Here is an 18,890-nt window from a genome sequence, read left to right as displayed (position 1 = left end):
ACAAATAGATAAAACCGTTATTTTGAAAAAGAAACATCAAAATAACGGTTTTCATATGGTTAACTACTATCTCTTAGATTAGTTACGCTAAAATTGTCAGTAGAAATTACTTTTAATTTTTTAAAGTATGTGAATAAATAACACCCTATAATTACAATTAATCCTCCAATACCTTGTAGCCATGTCAATTGTTCACCTAAAAACAAAAACGCTAGGATGGCGGTGAAAATTGGATTGAAATTCAAGTAAATACCAGCTGCTGTGTTACCTAATTTTTGTATGCCAATATTCCAAAGGACAAGGCAAACAACTGTAGAGATAACACCTGTATATAAAATTGATAAAATAAAAGAATAATTGATGTTATAAATATGAAAATCAAAGATATTCATGGGTAGAAGAATAAGAAGTCCGAATAAACCTGAATATAAGGTACACATTAGAGGTGACGTGGTTTTCATAGCCCACAAGCTGCATACGGAGTATATTCCCCAAACACCTACAGCTAATACCATCTGTAAATCCCCAATATTATAATCCACTGAAAATAGTAGATGGATCTTTCCTTTGGACAGAACGATCAGGACGCCCAAAAGTGAAATAATCATAGATAAAACTTGTAGTATATTGATTTTTTCTTTTAAAAATAAATATGAAAAAATAGAAATCGAAATAGTATTTAAGGCTGAAATTAATCCAACATTCGTTGATGTAGTCCGTTCTAATGCCGAAAATTGAAGCAGGTTAAATAGAGCCACACCTGAGATGCCCATTAAAATTAATGGTAAAACTGCATGTGAGGAAGGGATTATTTTTTTGTCCTTCCACCAAACCACTGGCAGTAGAACAGCAATAGCAATGATCCACCTTAAGCTTGTCAATGTCAGCGGTGAAGCATGATCTACAAGAGATTTGCCAACTACAAAATTTCCTCCCCATAGCAAGCTTGTTAATAGTAATAATAACACATAAAACTTTGACATATCATTTAGCTCCTTTTTCACTCTTACGTTGAAAAATAGAAGCCATTGTGCACAATGACATTTCCTATATAGATTTGTTAATTATTATATTGTTTTTGTTTATTTTAAGGAATACTATTTTGTATAATTAGAAAAAAACGAAATAAAGGAAAGTTAAATGTATATTTGATAAAATAAAATTAATTTAAAGGATGTTCTTAGGCTAGTTTTTAGAATAATCATAAAGGAGAATTTAAGTGGAATCATTTGTAAGCAAAATTTTAGATGCAATTGATATACAAATTTTAGATATTTTACAAAGAGAATCTCAAATAAGTAATGCCGAACTTGCAAGACGTGTTAATTTATCCCCGCCAGCGACACACACAAGAATTAAACGCTTAGAGAGTGAGGGGTTTATTAATAAACAAGTGGCGATCTTAAATCAAGAGAAGCTTGGATTTGATTTACTGTGTTATGTTTTTATCAGTACAAATATCCATCAAGCCGAACAATTAGATATTTTAGAAAATGCTTTAGAGGCAATGTCGGAAGTATTAGAATGCCATTGTTTAACAGGGGAATACGATTACCTGCTTAAGGTAGTGATAAGAGACAGAAAGGAGCTGGATGGCTTTATAAGAAAGTTAAATAAGCTTGGTATATCAAGAATTCAAACTAACTTATCATTAAGAGAAATAAAAAATTCTACAGTTTTGCCTATAACTAACATAGAGTTTGGAAAGTAGCTACAGGAAGATCCATTTTTTAAAAAGTGGTTTACTGCAAAAGTAACGGTAGAGCATGTAAAAGCTTATCTACCGTTACTATTTTAATGTTATTTTGTTATTCTTCAGCTGCAATTGACCGCAATTCCCCATTCGAATACACAAAGGATTTTCCATTGATAGAGAAGGGTTGTGTTAAATCAAGACCTACACCTTCCGCAAATTTCGGAAAATTTTGAGTAAATTCAGGTGTATTCATACTTTCAACTGAGGTTTTACCATCAGCGAGACGAACTAAACTCATAAAAATGCTAACTAGTTTATTCGCTTCTTGACGTTCCTGCTGTGAATAAGATTTATGGATACGCAGTGATTCCAATTGTTCTGGTGTTAATGGTGTGCCAGCAGGAGTATCAGGATGAACAAATATCTGGGGACTAAAATTGGAATTAAAGCCCCCACCTGTTAGAGGTGTACCGTTTAGTGGCTTGCCGTTAACTGTGCCGATACGATAGTAGACACCCTTTGAAATAGTAATAGAATTTGTTTGGGTGTTGACTAATTGAGTGGGTGTTGCGCCCTCGAAAATCGCATTACTGGATTGCACAAATTCAGCATGCTTTTTTCTTGATAGCTCAATCTCTGTCTCCTTGGAATCTACATCTTGACTCTTGATTTCAAACGGGGTGGCATTTTGATTCATTTGAAATGAAGAAACAGCTCCTAAATTTGCATATGGATTTAGTGTAATTTTCATCTATCATTCCTCCTTTGTATTTACGGTTTCTATCGGTATGAGTTTATCTTTTTAAACAATTGTTTTGATATATAGAATGGAGTTTACCAGTTTTGTATTTGCAGACAGACCCTATCAATAGCAAATTTACTTACAGTCTTGTGAATTAATAGTGTTTAACATTAAAAGAAAAATTGACGCATTTAGAAGAACTAGCACATAATCTATTATATTTTAGGAATTTTTGGAAAATATTGTTGAATAAATGTAAAAAGATAGTATAATGAAGGTGTAGTTACAATATTGGTTATAAATTCCATTGAGGATATAAATAACATATAAATAGGTGTAACTATAAAACATATGAAATGAGGAGATTTTATGATTAACATGATTCAATATTTGGAAAAAAACCCGTCGTTAGTATCTTTGTTAAAAGAAAAAAAGGCTTCTCTTGTTGGTGTTACAGAACTTGAACAGAAGGCAATTTTAGACTCTTTTGATGAAGAGTTGTGTATAGAAAATCGTTTGTGGAACTAAGATTAACTAATTCCAGATGGTTTTGGCTTACTATAGGTATATATGTAATAATAGGAATCTATTTATTATTTACATCTTATAGTAAGCCCTTTTTAAATATTGAAATTGTAGAAAAAGGCGGAAATTGGATAGTAACAAATCCATACTACAAGGATTGGGCTAATAAGTTTCAAATAGAGCCTGGAGATATTATATTAGAAGTTGATGAGAAAGATATAAGAAATATTTCTAATGTAAAGTATGAATTCGTAATACGTGCAGCAAATAAATTAATTTTAGAGAAACCTAATGGTGATATAGTACATGTAAAAATAAAACCATTCGATATTCCTCAACAATTTTATTATGTATTTGTTGTACCAACTATATATTACTTCCTATCACTAATACTTTCCGTATATTTGTATCTTAAACAGAAAAAAACACCATTACTAAATCTATTAATCTTATTTATACTAACAGTTTCATTAGCATATGTAAGTATAGGAGCTTCTGGAATATTAAACAATGTAGGGATAATTGTAAATCGTAGTAGTATGCTTCTATGTCCTGTACTTTTAATACATTTTTTAAGGCTTTACTTTGATTTTTTAAATATAAAATGGTTGTTTATAAATAACATAAAGATACTATATGTACTCCCTCTAACGGTAGTATTTTTAAGCATTTATGGTATTGCAGATAGATCTACTCATGTTGCGCTTTCAAATATAATCTTAGGGATATTTTTCTTACTACTTATCATAATTCTTGGGATTATGATTTCAGGGAATTTTAAATATAAAATACCGCAATTAAAAATTTTATTGAGCAGTATAATCATTCCGTTTATGCCTTTTCTGTTTCTATACGCATTACCAGAAGTTATCTTTCATAAACAATTACTTTCAGCAGATATTTGTTCTCTTTTTTTAGTATTGATACCTTACAGTTTTATTTGTACACAGCTCACTGAACGTCTATTTGATATGGAATACTTTATTTCACGCTTACGTCATTATTTTAATTTTTCCTTTGCCTTTACGATTTGGCTAATGATTGGTCTTTATTGGATTACTGATTTATCGATTTCAAGAATGACAGAAATCTTCTTTTTTACTTTTTTATCGTTAATCGCTCTTTTTTATATAAAAGAGAAAATCGATTATCGCAAGCGAAAAATCCTGTTTTCCACAAAGGGAGATTATATCCATCGATTGTATACGACTGTTGATAGTATCGGTAGAGTCGTGAAAATTGAAGATTTACTAGAAAGATTTGTTCAGGAAGTCTCCTTGCATCTGGAAATTCATCATGTTTATGTACTTACCTACGATTTTCACACACATGCTGTTACCTCAACGAGCAAATTAAAAGAATATACACAAAATCAAGTGGATGAGGTATTAATTGAGCAGCTACGGTTAGGGGATATTAAGAAAACGGCTCATTTTTACATTGCCTTTATTCATCAAGATGCTAACTTTAAGCGAATTCTAGTTGTCGATCATAATCAATCAATTTATCTAAAAGAAGAGGAATTACTATGGTTAGAGCTAGTGCTTCTGTATTTAAATAATTTTATTGAAAATACGAAAATGGTTGAGGGTTTATTAGAACAGTTAAAGCATATGAAAGCGGCGGATAAAAGCCAGCTACCATGGCTCAATAAATTACTTTGGCTGCGATTTGAGGAAGAAAAATATCAATTGGCACAAGAGTTACACGATACAAACCTACAGGAACAGCTACATATCGCAAGGGAAATGGATGTACTTGTCCATACAAAGAATACGGTAGATATTCAAACCAAGCTTTCGAAGATTCATGAACATATGCTAGCTACCTTGAATGATTTAAGAGGCTATTGTGAAAATTTAAAGCCTCCTTTAATAGATACATTAGGTTTAAATGCTGCCCTTGAGAAGCTTATTCAAAAAATTCATAAACGTGCTGAATTTGTTCTAATTTACACCATTGATCGTCTTTATTTGGAGGATGAACGTTTGAACTTAATGATCTATCGTCTTTTCCAAGAACTATTGAATAATGCCTTGAAACATTCGTATGCTGATACTGTTGAAATTAACCTATTTGAAACAGAAAATGGATTTGAGATCAATTATTCTGATAATGGTGTTGGCTGTAAGATGGATGATATTATTCTTGCTGATTCCATGGGGATAAGGGGGATGCAGGAACGGGTACAGGCTTTTAATGGTCAGTTCTCAATTATTACGAATTTAGGGGAAGGTATGTCCATTCGAATCATGGTGAATGAAGGGAATACTTCCACTACTTATGGCTACGATCTCTATAATAAAAGGCAAGCTTATATAGGATAATCTATGAATAGAAAGCAAAACATGAACCATTTTCATACCTTCTAATCTTTTTGTATTGTGCAGAATTCACAGCGCAAGTAAAGATTAGGAGGTTTTTACTTTGAAATTGACAAGTTTTATGTTTATTTAGAAGAAGAAAGGAGATGTTTAGTCTTGGAAAAAGAAGAAATGATACTAAACTTTACCTCACAACAAAATAATTTAAGGGAGCGTATTTCTCTACAAAATAATTTCTTAGAGAATCAAATTAGCCTTGTAGCTGGCGTAGATATTGCCTATTGGCATAAAAATAATAAGGAATATGGAGTCTGCTGTATACAAGTTTTTGATTTTAGTTCAAAAAAATTGATAGAGCAAGTTGCATACATAAATGAAATTACCATTCCTTATATTTCTGGGTTCTTGGCATTTCGAGAATTGCCTCTTATTTTAGAAGCTGTCAAAAAGCTGAAAACTCATCCAAGCCTGTATATGTTTGATGGCAATGGTTATTTACATAAGCGTCATATGGGAATTGCCACACATGCTTCCTTCTACTTACAGAAACCGACAATTGGCGTAGCGAAGACATACTACAAAATTGAAAATATAGATTTCACGATGCCTGACAATATTGGGGGAGCGTTTACTAATATCGAAATTGATGGAGAGGTATATGGGCGTGCGCTTAGAAGTAGAAAGGATGTTAAGCCTATATTTGTATCGAGTGGAAACTGGATTGATTTAGACACAGCCACAAACATAACAATGCATTTTATTGATAAAGATAGCCGTCTACCAATCCCTGTAAGATATGCAGATTTAGCCACTCATCAGGCAAGGAAATTGCATCAAGATGATGTGTGAACATGTCGATATATCTGAGAGAGAGATGAATTAATCTTTTTAGAGTGAGGGGAATCTTAATTGAATACTCAAGCGAATAATTTATGGAGATGTATCATTGAAAAAAAGGGCAAAGATGCATTGAATCTTCAGTCTGGTGCGACAGATGAAGAATTTCAGCTAATTGAAAATACCTTAGGTGTTACACTTCCACAGGAGATGAAAAGTTTTTATGGCATTTATAATGGACAAGTATGGAATTTGGGAATAGAGCCTTTTGTTAGAAATTTAACACTTTCTCCTATTTCAGAAATTATTGAAAATTGGATGTTCCTACAGGAGGAATTTGACCCAGATGATCTGCTTCCAGATATAGAGTACGGTGTTGAGGTTAAACCAATGCTTTGGCATAAAAAATGGATCCCTATTGCTGAAAATGGCGGAGGAGATTATCTTTGTCTTGATACTGATCCAACGGAAGAAGGTGTGGTGGGACAGGTGTTGTATTTTTGGCATGATTGGGGAAACCGAACAACTGTTGCAAAGAGCCTTTTTGAATTTCTAGAAAAATGTTTAAACGAAGAAAATGATTCGAATTTTGATTAGGGAGGTAAACGACTATGATTAAGTTGACAATGGAAAAATTAAAGATTCAGTTAGACCAAAAATTTTCGTCCTTTTTAAATCCCCCAGCCTCAGAGGAAGAGATACAGAAGGTTGAAAAGGAGATGGCTATAAAATTTCCTGATGATATAAGAGAGCTCTATCTAATGCATAATGGAGAGAAGGAAGACGGACCAGGCTTGTTTTTTGGATTGCCGTTTTTATCATTAAATGATGTTTTGCAGGAATGGTATGTATGGGAGCAGTTAGAAGAGGAGTTTGCAATGGAGGGGAGTTCTTATTCAGTCCCAGCTGGATACATAAAAGAAAGGTATATTAATCGTTTTTGGATACCTATTAGTAAGGATTTTGGCGGTAATAATATTGGCATAGATGTCGATCCAGATCATAAAGGGCAAATAGGTCAGGTCATTAATTTTGGGCGTGATGAGGAAGTAAAATATGTTATTGCTACTCAATTATCAGATTTTCTAGAATTTATCGCTGAAACCATTTTACAGGGAAATTATCAAATTGAACAAGAGGAAGACTATCTCTACTGGAATTATAAAAACAGCACCCATTTTTTAGATGCACTGAAAAGCCTTGAATTGCCTGTTCTGAACCCTGTATCTCCTATATCTAAAGAGGATACATCCAAATGGATGCAGGACTTAGATGCTCAATGGAAAGAAATAATACAAGAGGATTTCTCCAATCCAGAAGATTTTATCAAAAGAAAGAAATTGTATTTAATAGGGAAAAATCTCACGCATATTAAACCGTTACAATTTTGTACAGAAGTAAGAGAATTAATTTTAACCAACAATCAATTGACTGATATAACCCCTTTAAATAACATGCTTTCTCTAAAGAAACTCTATTTAATTAAGAATCCATTAAGTGATTTAACGCCATTAGCAAATCTAGAGCATTTGCAAGAATTAAATTTTAATTATACAAAGATTTTCGATATAACCCCATTAGGCAGAATGCCACGATTAAAAAATCTGGAAATGGATCAAACAGATGTTAAAGATTTATCAATCCTCCAACAATGCCAGGCACTTGAATCCTTATCCGTATCAATCGTAAATAAAGAACAATTAAAACAAATTGCTCAAATCAGCACTTTAAAACAATTAAACATTCATCAGTTGAAAAATATTGAAGAAGAGGATTTATTGCAGTTAAGATACCTGAAAAATTTGCAAGTAATAACAGTTGAAAATTGTTATTTGAAAAATCTAGATTGTCTTTCATCTAATCATCAATTGCGAGAAATCATTTTAAAGAATACAGTACTTGAGGATGGAACAGCAATTGGAGTATTGAAAAATTTAAAAAGCTTAAAATTAGATGGGTCAACAATAGAGAATCTTAAGGTTATTGCAAAATCTTCCTCGCTAAAAAAATTTACAGGATCATTCGAGCAATTTTATTACTTAAAAGACCTATTTCATCAAGCGATTGATTTTTCTACTATTATTGGTGGAATGACAGCTGAGAAGCAGAAAGTATGGCATCAGTATTTAGACACTCATAAGGTCTAAGTATAGATAGAGATCATAAAAATATTATTTTGTATTTTGAAATAGGAGAAAATACACTTTTTAGAAATATTCCGTAAAACGAAGGAAATTCCAAAATTATGACCGATATAATTGAATAGATGGATAGAGGAGGTAAAAAAATTGAATAAAAAATTATTTTTCACAGTAGCCGCTATTCCAGCAGCTCTTATTGTACCAACAGTGGCAGGTGCAGTGGATGCAACACCAACAGTGACAGTGTTAGGACAAAATATGGTAAATGGTGTGTTAAAGGCTTCTATTGAGAATTTACCAGCGAATTCAATTGTGAAAGGTTACCAATGGTATTATGTTGAAAATGATAATACAAATAAACCAATCTCTGGTGCAACTGCTGCATCCTTTACAGTACCAGTAGAGGCAGCCGGAAAAACATTATTTGTAGAAGCTATTACAACGAACGATAGTAAATATAAAAGTGCACCACTAACAATAAATACGCTTCAGCTGGCAATTGCAAAGCCTACATTTGCAGTGTCTTCTAAATATGTTGTTCCTGGGGAAGCGTTAAAGGCTACAGCCGAAGTGACGGATGGTGCAGGTGCCAAATTACAAAGTAGTCAAATTACATATAGCTATCAATGGTTTTATAAAGTTGGTGAGTCCTTCACTATCATTGACGGGGCTACTAGCGGCACATATACAATTCCGAAAGATGCCTTAGAAAAAAACATGCAAGACATTATGGTTAAGGTAAGAGCAAAAGTTGGTCCCGCGATTGTAGAATCAGATTTTTCTGATGTCATTACAGTATCGAATGAACCGACAAATTCAATGATTAGTGAAATTAAAACATTGCTTAAAAACGACCATCAATACAATATTTCAAGCCTAGAGTTATTTAAGGGAGAAGTAACAGCGATGGACGCTAGGTATCAGGCATTAACAGCTCCTGCGAAGGCAAATGTGACAAATTACGATGTTTTAAAGAGAGCTGTTGCTGATATAGAATTAATGAGTAAACTTGCTGAGAAAGTAGATAAAGTAAAAGAAGTTAGTGAGAAGGATTTGCCGAAGTATTTAAAAGAGATCGAGGAGTCTTACGATAAGCTGGATTTACTACAACGAAGCTTGGATGTTAATGATGGTTTATATGCTAGCATTAAAAGCCTTCTAAAAGATCCATCTGATATCGAGCAAATTAATGAGGTAAGAAGATTAAATCAAGTCATTGTAGGCTTATTAAAATACGAAAATGCTCTTGTTAAATATGTTCCTGCAAGTAAAGAAGCTTTACAAACAGCTGTAGAGGCAATCGAAAAGGATATAGCCAAACTAAAGCAAAATTACCGCTCTACAGTGCAAAATCAAGCTATTTTAAATGATGCGAAGTCGGATATAAAAAAGATTGAGCAATTTATCAAATCCTTTGAGAAATTATCACAAAATAATACGCCTAACAAGCAGGTAACTGTTGCGAAATCCATTCGATCCACCTATGAAAAGCTAACATTTAAACAGTTACAATTAGTGCCAACCAATTATGTGACAATTTTACTTGAAGCTGAAGACGCAGAAGATAATCAAATCCAAAAGCTGAATATAGATATAGCTAGTTATATATATGGTGCTATCGATAGCTATCCGATTGATCCTTCTGTCCATTCTTGGCAGAGTCATGTTAATAATGTAAATCGTATTATTAATGAATATAAGGGCTTGACGAAAAATTCTGCTGCTAAAATTACTGGGTATGAAGATATCCTAATTCTCCAGAAGGACTTTAAGGCAGCTGAAAAAGTGATTAAGGATATGGATGCTTATAAAAAACTTAGTCAAACTACTGGTGTAGCGGAAAGTAAACTAAACTCAAATTATACTAGTATATTGAAAGCTTATAATAAATTAACGAGTCTTCAACAATCACTTGTATATAATGCTGATGATTTTTTATTGAATACACCTAAGGTTACAGTTGACACAGGTGGCAAGGAACCTTCTGATAAGGCTGCAGCCGAAGCATTAAAGGGTGATATTGCGAAGCTTGCTGATGTTTCAAAATATACATTTACACAATTCGAAACAGCTGTAAATGCTGCAACAGCAACCTATAAAAATCTTTCTTCTACTGCACGAAAATATGTAACTAACTATTATTTATTAACAGCCGCTAGTAAGGATTTGTCAGGTGTTAAATCCTTCCATAAAAAGGTGCAAACAGCTAGAGAGGAAACGGATGTTACCAAGCAGGCTAAAAAAATCCAAACAGTTGAAACGGCATATGCAAAGCTGCCTGCAAATCAGCAGCACTTAGCAAAGCAACAATATGATGATTTACTGAATAATCGTTTACCAGATGGTAACGCGCCTGATATCTCCAAGCTAAATAGTGAAATTGCAACAATTGTTATGAATGATATGTATACCGTTTCAATCGATAGAATTAATGAACTTTCAGCCCAATATAATAAGCTAAGTTCTAGTGATAAAAAGCGTCTTACTAATGCCACGATTTTAACTACTGCAGTTTCTGATGTGAAGAAAGTAGATTCCTTCATGAAGCAGTATGAAAAATCATTTAATAGCAATCCAACAACTGTTGTAAAAGCTTATGCGAAACTTACTGCGAAACAAATGAGTTTAGTTAGCCCTGTCGTTAGACAAGCTATTCTAGATAAAGAAAAAGGACAGCAGCAATCTAATGATACAGCTTTAAATTTAATTGAAACGATTAATGGATTGCTTGAAAATGGCGAGTATATAGCTGATTTGGAGACGAAGGTAAAAGAAATCCGTACGCAATATGATGCCCTTAGTGCCTCGGAGAAAAAAGTTGTAAAAAATTATTCGAAGCTAACGCAGGCAGAGAGTGACTTGAAAAAGGTAGCGGAGATCCATGCGCTTTATGTTCCTGCTGGTGAAGGAAAAGAAGAAGCACGTAAAGCTTGGCAGACAGCCTATGGGAAGCTCTCGAAAAAACTAGAAATTCTGTATAAGAATTTGTATAGCAATGATGTGTAAGATCTCTTAATTCAATATTGTGTTAAACAAACCTCGAATATGCTTATTATTCGGGGTTTATTTGTAGAGAAAAAGCATATCCTTCAGCAGAATTTAAAGCTTTCAATTGTCTAGGCTATAATATATTCGCTATACTATTTACAGTTAATAAGAGGAGTGCTAAATGCATGGAGTAATTGATAGAGAAGGTAGGAGCTTATGATGTATAAAATAGGTGTTGTTGGACCAATTAAATCCGTGGAAAAAATTATCGAATTAGCACATGAAATTGAGCAGGACATGGCGTTTATTCCATATATTTATGGTATCGCCACTGAAACGAAAGATATTGTAGAGAGTCATAATCAAGATGTGGATTTTTGGCTTTTTTCAGGATACATACCTTATAAAATTGCTAGTCAGACAAGCGTTTCACAGGATAAGCTGGCACATATTATTTTTTCGGAGGCAGCTATCTATAAAGGCTTTTTAGAGCAGTCCTATAAAAGAAAAAAATTTATCGAAAATGTCAGTATTGATATTATTCCATCTCCTGCACAAATGACCTCAGAAGGATTAGCGGAGATTGAACAAAATGTGAGAAATATGTATCTTAAGGAATTTGATGTCGCCATTGATCCGAAGGAATTATTTGATTTCCATTTTGAGCTCTGGCAAGAAGGAAAAATTGATTTTGCCATCACTTGTTATCCGTCAGTAGATGAGCAGTTAAGAAAGATGGGGGTTCCGTCGTATTGGGTTTCTCCTACAAAAACAGAAATTTACCATACTGTACAGTTGTTTACAGAAAAAATTAAAACCTCGTATTATAAAGAAACACAAATCGGTGCTGTTATGCTTGAAATAAAGGATTTCGATTCTTTGAAGGAGCGAATGAAGCAGGGCTATCGTATTCAATATTTAGAATTACGCATAAAAGAAAATTTATTGCAATTATGCGAACGAATTGATGGCTCCTTAGTAGAGGAGGGAAATGGTAGATATACAATTTTTAGTACTAGGGGAGCTATTGAAGGTCAAATTCAGTTCATCACAGAGAAAATGTATCAGCTGTCCATTGAAATGGAGGGGAAGGTCGCGGCAGGAATCGGCTTTGCGCAGACTGTATTTAATGCAGAATTACATGCACATAGAGGTTTACGTCAAACCAAAGCAAATGAATCCATTGATATTATTATGATACAGGATGATGGTACTATTATTGAATCCGTTGGAAATATAGAAGAGCTGTCTTATTCCTATCGAGCAGAAGATCCCGCTATAATTGAGAAATTGAAAAGAGGTAGTATTAGCATCAAAACCTATACCAAAATACTGGCTTTAGTTCAAAAAATGCGTTGGAAGCATTTTACGACAAAGGATTTAGCGACACAGCTTCAAATGAGTGAACGAAATGCTCAGCGTATTGTTGCTGATTTATGTAGTGTAGGCTTAGCAAAGGTAGCAGGAGAGGAACTACAGCATACTCGAGGTAGGCCCATCAAAATGTATCAGCTTATTATGCACCGTTCTACGTATTAATCTAAAGAAATATCCCAAACCATTTACGGTTTAGGGATATTTTTTTCGTTAGATAAATATTTAAGGATTCAAGCGTATTTTTTAGATGTCTTATATCCTTTTTTATGTTTTATCTAGTAGGAATTTTCAAAAAAATATTGTCATTTTATAAAAATTTGATTATTATACGAATATATAACGAAAATGTCGTTATTTAAGGGGTTTTGATTTTATTAGATAGGGAGAGATGGATCAGTCAATGGTGGTAGGTTGCAAAGAAAAGCGAAAGGATACAATGAAGATTTAGGCGATCATCATTTTGCACGACTATTGCAGCATTTTAGCTACAAGAGATATGGGAGGGAATGTTATGACAATGAATTCGGTAACAAAAAAGTCCAGAAATTTAATACTTGCACTTTTATTTTTAGGATGGTCGTTAGGAAATTTAGATCGGTACATTATGAACTATGCGGTTGTTTCCATTACAGGTGATTTAAGTTTAGATGCTTCTTCTACAGGAATTATTTTAAGCGCTTTCTTTTTAGGATATGCTATTATGCAAATTCCTGGTGGATGGCTTGCTGATAAATTTGGCGCCAAGCGAGTTTTATTAATGGCTGTTATTATGTGGTCAATCTTCACAGGCTTGACAGCTGTTGCATGGTCATTAACAGCAATGATTGTTATTCGCTTTTTATTTGGTATAGGAGAAGGGGGCTTCCAGCCAGCAAGCTCTAAAATTATTGCAACAATTTTTCCGAAGGAGGAAAGAGGTAGAGCTATGTCCATTATGCTTACCTCTGGGGGAATTGTATCACTGATTGTACCATTATTAGCTGCTTATCTATTAGGAACAATTGGCTGGCGCATGATGTTCATCATTATCGGGGCGATCGGGGCCATTATTGCCTTCCTCTATTGGAAATATATCAAGCTTCCGCAAGAACAAGCAGTTAATAATGAGAGCGTTTCAACAAAAGTGAACTTGAAGGAATTATTTAAGACACCACTTATGTGGAATTTAATTATTGCTTATTTTTGTATCTATGCGGTGAACTGGGGATTAGTTTCTTGGATCCCGACCTATTTACAAAAAAATCGAGGTCTTGATTTAATGTCCATTGGCTGGGCGCAGACAATCCCTGCCATCACAACAATTATAGGTGTTTATGGTAGTGGCTTTATCATTGATAAGTTACCACGTGGAATGGACAAAATTTTAGGTTCAATTTCATGTGCGATCATCGGTATTTTATTGTATTTAATGTTTACAGCAAAATCTGTAACACTATTTATTGGCTATCAAACGGTGGTTTCTTTATTTATTGCCTTTGTTATTACCTTACTCCCAGCCATCGTGCTAAAGAAATTGCCATCATCCATTACAGGATCAGCAATGGGCGTTGCTAATACAGGTGGGCAGTTAGCAGGATTTGTAACACCAATGGCAATTGGCTTTATGGTAGATGCCTTTAACGGGTCCTTTGATGCAGCCTTTTGGATGTTAATTGGGTTTGCGGCAATCTGTATTATTTCACTGTTAACGTTAAATGATCAAAAAGGGAATCTTTTGAATTCTATTCATAATTGATTGCTATTTTCTAAGGAGGTAAAAAAAGATGAGTTTACAAGAAAAAATTTCTTTATTAGTTGAATCAAAAAAAGAGGCTAGCATTCAATTAAGTGATGCCATTTGGGCGGTACCTGAGCTTCATTTTCAAGAAAAAAAATCAGTACAATATATGAAAAGAGCCTTAGAGAAAGAGGGCTTTGCAACAGAAATGGGGGTAGCGGGTCTTGAAACAGCGCTAGTGGCAACATTTGGTTCAGGAAAACCTGTTATTGCTTTTCTCGGTGAATATGACGCTCTTCCAGGGCTAAGTCAAAAAGGTGGTGCCACTTCTTATGAGCCATTAGAAGACGGTGGCAGTGGTCATGGGTGTGGTCATAATTTATTGGGAACAGGTGCATTTGCTGCGGCTGTGGCAGTGAAAGATTACTTAGAGCAACATAATCAATCAGCGACGATTCGTTTTTATGGCTGTCCTGCTGAGGAAAACGGTTCAGGTAAGGCTTATATGGCGAAGGCAGGTCTTTTTGATGATGTTGATATTGCCATATCGTGGCACCCTGGAACATTTTCAACGGTCATGACTTGTAGCTCTCTCGCAAACTATGCAGTTACTTTTAAGTTTACTGGGAAAAGCGCACATGCAGCAGCGGCACCACATTTAGGAAGAAGTGCATTGGATGCTGTTGAACTTATGAATGTAGGGGTAAACTACTTACGCGAGCATATTATTCCAGAGGCGCGCTTGCATTATGCCATTACAAATTCTGGAGGAACATCTCCAAATGTCGTACAGCCATACGCAGAGGTAACTTATTTAGTAAGGGCACCGAGAAAACAGCAGGTACAGGAAATTTATCAGCGTGTTGAAAATATTGCTAAAGGTGCCACACTTATGACTGGAACATCTCTAGAAATCGAATTTGAAGGTGCAGCGTCGGATCTTATTCCAAATAAAACACTTTATGATGCAATGTATAAGCAATTACTTGAAATCGGTATGCCAACTTATACAATAGAAGATGAGCAGCATGCACAAGCTATTTTTAAGACATTTTCTCCTGATATTCAGGCTTCTGCCTTAATTGGCTTAACGAAAGAAGATATGGGGTTGTTAAAAGATCAAGTGATTGCACATCATATTCCAGGCATCCTACCCGAATTTATCATGGGCGGATCTACAGATGTTGGAGATGTTAGCTGGAATGTTCCAACTGTTCAATGTACAACGGTGTGTATGGCATTAGGGACACCGCTTCATACATGGCAGGTTGTATCACAGGGCATTATGCCGATTGCACATAAGGGAATGCTGCAGGCTGCAAAAATTATGACTTGCACTGCTATTGATTGTATTCACAATCCAGCACTGATTGAAGAGGCGAAAAAGGAATGGGAACAACGTCTGGATGGAGAGACTTATGCATCCTTAATTCCTGAAGGAACAAAGCCTCCAAAGCGTTAGATAATAATATAGATTCGGTTTGAGTCTTCATAGGTGAACTATGGAGGCTCTGTTTTTTCAAAATATGAAAGGAGATTAGATTATGGCAGTAGAACATACAAATTCTCATCAACAGCTTGTCTCTAGCTGGGTCAAGGAGTTTCGTCCCTTTGCGAAAAATGGACAATGTGCAAACTATATTCCGGCACTTGCCGAAAAAGATCCACTCCAATTAGCTATTTCGATTGTTGGACCATCTGGTAATGAAATGAAGGCAGGGGATACTGCTGAATTGTTTACCCTTCAAAGTGTATCGAAAGTAGTTACATTTATTTTAGCTTGTATGGATCGTGGATTACCCTATGTGTTAGAGCGAGTAGATGTTGAACCAACAGGCGATACCTTCAATTCTATTATTCGCCTAGAAAGCCATCATCCAGGGAAGCCTTTTAATCCTATGATTAATGCGGGGGCTATAACGGTATCCTCTATGCTTACAGGAAATTCACCACAGGAGAAAATGGAGAAAATCCTTTATTTTTTAGAGCAAATGGTTGGTAAAAGGTTAAAGGTGAATGAAGTGGTTTTTCAATCTGAATGGCAAACGGCTAATCGAAATCGATCTTTAGCGTATTATCTAATGGATTCTGGTTTTTTAGATTGCACTGTAGAGGAGGCATTGGAGGTATATTTAAAACAATGTGCCATTGAAGTAAATGTGTCAGATTTAGCGATGATTGGATTAGTAATTGCTAATGATGGCTACCATCCTCAATTAAAAACACAGCTTTTTCCAAAGCAGGTCGCGAAATTAGCAAAGGCCTTGATGGTTACTTGCGGTATGTATAATGCGTCGGGAAAATTTGCTGCATTTATTGGGCTGCCTGCTAAAAGTGGTGTTTCTGGCGCAATTCTGGCGGCTGTGCCTAGTCACGCAAGCTTGAATTCTCCCTTTCCAGATGGCTGTGGTATTGGTATTTATGGACCAGCTATTGATTCAATCGGCAATAGTGTAGCAGGAGTAAAATTATTAAAGCATCTTGCAACTGAATGGAATATGAATATATTTTAAAGCCATATAAATGTTTTATTTGCCTAATGATTTCAGTGTAGTGAGAAACTTAACTTTTTTAAAGAAGCCCTGGATAGGTTCACTTTCGTTAACTATACAGGGCAGTATATCTTAGTGTATTGGTTTAGTTCTTTTCATTTTATAGATAAACATAAGTAGTATAAACCAAATAGGCGTTAGCAGTAAGGCTGTACGTGTGGCCTCAGAAATAAACATAACTACTAATAAAAATGCGAAGAAGGCAAGTACTAAATAGTTCACGAATGGAGTAAAGGGTGCCTTGAAATTCGATGCCTCATGAAGTGCACGATTCTTTCGTTTATAGATGATATGGGAGATTAATATGATACTCCATACCCAAATAAAACAAATAGCACTAATGGTTGTTACAACACTAAAGGCTTTTTCAGGCATTAATTTACTTAATAATGCACCAACGGATACCACAATTGCCGACACAATAAGCGCGTTACTTGGTACGCTATTTTTGTTAAGCTTGGCAAAGGATGCTGAAGCTTGCTTATTGCTGCCTAGATTATAAAGCATGCGGCTTGTAGAGAATAAACCACTATTACCTGCTGAAGCGGCAGATGTTAGAACAACAAAATTAATAATCCCAGCTGCGATTGGGATTCCTGCTAACGTGAATACTTGTACAAATGGACTGTTTGCGGCAGACATTTCATACCAAGGGTTAATACATAGGATGACAAATAATGCCCCTACGTAAAATAATAAAATACGTAATGGAATTTTATTGATGGCTGAAGGAATATTTTTCTTAGGGTCAGCTGTTTCAGCAGCAGACACACCGACTAATTCAACTCCTACAAAAGCAAAAACAACCATTTGGAATGCCATTAAAAAACCATAAACGCCGTTCGGGAACATTCCACCGTGTGCCCAAAGGTTTTCGACTGACACAGTGCCTGAGCTTGTTTGAAAGCCTGTAAATAGCATGAAGAGCCCGATAATAATGAGTGCAACAATAGTGATGACTTTGATGAGGGCAAACCAAAACTCTAATTCCCCGAATAATTTTACCGTTAATAAATTTAAGATTAATAGCAGAACTAAGCAGCCTATCGCTGGTACCCATTGTGGAATATCAAACCAATATTTCGTATAAACGCCTACAGCAATAATGTCTGCCATAGCCGTCATAATCCAGCAAAACCAATACGTCCAGCCAGTGACAAAGCCTGCCCAGGGTCCTATATATTCTGTTGCAAAGTCAGTAAATGATGTATAGCCAGTTTTTGATAATAATAATTCACCTAATGCACGCATCACAAAAAATAAAGCGATGCCGACAATTAAATAGGCGAAGATAATGGCAGGCCCAGCTAGAGCAATGGCTTTCCCAGATCCTAAAAATAACCCAGTACCGATTGTCCCGCCAATGGCAATTAGCTGCACATGGCGATTTTTTAAATCTCTTTTTAATTGCTGTTGTTCCACGTTAATCCCCCTCAAAGATGTATAAAATATGACTGGAAAATTAAAAAAAGACTAGTTATGACACTAGTCTCGTAAACGTCAGAATAACAAATACCATTTTCGGATGTTGACGATAAGGTAAACATTCGGCTGGTATATCTTTCATAATGAAAGTTGATATTACTCCTCTGTCCTTTTGCCTGAGATAGTGAACCCTTCGGCGACGCAAACTGCGCTCTCTCCAGAACTGCTCCTGCTATAGTTTAATCCATAGCATTCATAGCTTATATTGTCGTGATGACATTATTTTAAGATATTATACATCCTATCAATGGTTGCATTATTATTCAAGAACAAAATTTTAGCTATTTTCAGAAAAATAGAAGAATGCGATTTAGATAGGGAAATATATTATAAAAAATAGTATTTTTAGACATACAATTGTTTTGTTAATTTTTGGGCTGAATGATCAAATAGGAAGTTCGAAACGCTAAAAAAGGGGGAAAAAATCAAGAAGGTCCAACCGCTCAATAATGAACAAGTGATCAAGCAATAAGGCATGTTGCTCAATAATAGACAAGACACTCAAT

Annotated in this window: 14 protein-coding genes and 1 riboswitch; of the genes, 11 read left to right on the top strand and 3 right to left on the bottom strand. The window is 34.9% G+C overall.

Annotation, left to right across the window (positions count from 1 at the left end; genetic code table 11):
• Positions 1-59 precede the first annotated feature (59 nt).
• A complete protein-coding gene (locus tag ACQKIM_RS07520) occupies positions 60-983 on the bottom strand; it encodes a DMT family transporter (RefSeq protein WP_427541379.1) in 924 nt (307 codons plus the stop codon).
• Positions 984-1,219: 236 nt separating this feature from the next.
• Between ACQKIM_RS07520 and ACQKIM_RS07515 the strand changes: the two genes are divergently transcribed.
• Positions 1,220-1,711 carry an Lrp/AsnC family transcriptional regulator gene (locus tag ACQKIM_RS07515; protein WP_427541376.1) on the top strand — a complete coding sequence of 164 codons (492 nt, stop codon included), beginning with the start codon at positions 1,220-1,222 and terminating at the stop codon, positions 1,709-1,711.
• A 97-nt stretch (positions 1,712-1,808) separates the two neighbouring features.
• On the opposite strand, the gene ACQKIM_RS07510 is transcribed toward ACQKIM_RS07515, so the two are convergent.
• Positions 1,809-2,447: a hypothetical protein gene (locus ACQKIM_RS07510; protein WP_427541373.1), complete on the bottom strand. Its 639-nt coding sequence runs from the start codon at positions 2,445-2,447 to the stop codon at positions 1,809-1,811.
• 360 nt (positions 2,448-2,807) lie between these two features.
• Between ACQKIM_RS07510 and comX the strand changes: the two genes are divergently transcribed.
• The 10 genes from comX to ACQKIM_RS07460 all read left to right on the top strand — a co-directional run bounded on the left by comX (position 2,808) and on the right by ACQKIM_RS07460 (position 16,860).
• Positions 2,808-2,966, top strand: coding sequence for a competence pheromone ComX (gene comX, locus ACQKIM_RS07505; protein ID WP_427541370.1), 159 nt, complete (start codon positions 2,808-2,810; stop codon positions 2,964-2,966).
• Entirely contained in the window at positions 2,957-5,290 is a 2,334-nt protein-coding gene (locus ACQKIM_RS07500) for an ATP-binding protein (RefSeq protein ID WP_427541367.1), read from the top strand. The genes comX and ACQKIM_RS07500 overlap by 10 nt, the downstream gene beginning before the upstream one ends.
• A 168-nt stretch (positions 5,291-5,458) precedes the next feature.
• Positions 5,459-6,136, top strand: coding sequence for an endonuclease V (locus ACQKIM_RS07495; protein WP_427541665.1), 678 nt, complete (start codon positions 5,459-5,461; stop codon positions 6,134-6,136).
• Between the two features lie 60 nt (positions 6,137-6,196).
• Complete coding sequence (locus tag ACQKIM_RS07490; protein ID WP_427541364.1) at positions 6,197-6,721, top strand: SMI1/KNR4 family protein; 525 nt, start codon at positions 6,197-6,199, stop codon at positions 6,719-6,721.
• Between the two features lie 14 nt (positions 6,722-6,735).
• Entirely contained in the window at positions 6,736-8,271 is a 1,536-nt protein-coding gene (locus ACQKIM_RS07485) for an SMI1/KNR4 family protein (RefSeq protein ID WP_427541361.1), read from the top strand.
• Positions 8,272-8,412: 141 nt separating this feature from the next.
• On the top strand, positions 8,413-11,271 hold the full coding sequence (locus ACQKIM_RS07480) for a hypothetical protein (protein ID WP_427541358.1): 2,859 nt from the start codon (positions 8,413-8,415) through the stop codon (positions 11,269-11,271).
• A gap of 198 nt (positions 11,272-11,469) precedes the next feature.
• Positions 11,470-12,792 carry a hypothetical protein gene (locus ACQKIM_RS07475; protein WP_427541355.1) on the top strand — a complete coding sequence of 441 codons (1,323 nt, stop codon included), beginning with the start codon at positions 11,470-11,472 and terminating at the stop codon, positions 12,790-12,792.
• 349 nt (positions 12,793-13,141) lie between these two features.
• Positions 13,142-14,365, top strand: coding sequence for an MFS transporter (locus ACQKIM_RS07470; protein WP_427541353.1), 1,224 nt, complete (start codon positions 13,142-13,144; stop codon positions 14,363-14,365).
• 28 nt (positions 14,366-14,393) lie between these two features.
• Positions 14,394-15,809: a M20 family metallopeptidase gene (locus ACQKIM_RS07465; RefSeq protein ID WP_427541350.1), complete on the top strand. Its 1,416-nt coding sequence runs from the start codon at positions 14,394-14,396 to the stop codon at positions 15,807-15,809.
• Between the two features lie 82 nt (positions 15,810-15,891).
• Positions 15,892-16,860: a glutaminase gene (locus ACQKIM_RS07460; protein WP_427541347.1), complete on the top strand. Its 969-nt coding sequence runs from the start codon at positions 15,892-15,894 to the stop codon at positions 16,858-16,860.
• Positions 16,861-16,971: 111 nt separating this feature from the next.
• On the opposite strand, the gene ACQKIM_RS07455 is transcribed toward ACQKIM_RS07460, so the two are convergent.
• Complete coding sequence (locus ACQKIM_RS07455) at positions 16,972-18,321, bottom strand: amino acid permease (protein WP_427541344.1); 1,350 nt, start codon at positions 18,319-18,321, stop codon at positions 16,972-16,974.
• 157 nt (positions 18,322-18,478) lie between these two features.
• Positions 18,479-18,555: riboswitch (glycine riboswitch) on the bottom strand.
• Positions 18,556-18,890: the final 335 nt, after the last annotated feature.

The sequence above is a fragment of the Lysinibacillus sp. NPDC047702 genome (genome assembly GCF_050272555.1).
Taxonomy (GTDB): Bacteria; Bacillota; Bacilli; order Bacillales_A; family Planococcaceae; genus Lysinibacillus.
Note: the sequence above shows the minus strand (reverse complement) of the source record. Positions and strands in the feature narration are given on the sequence as shown.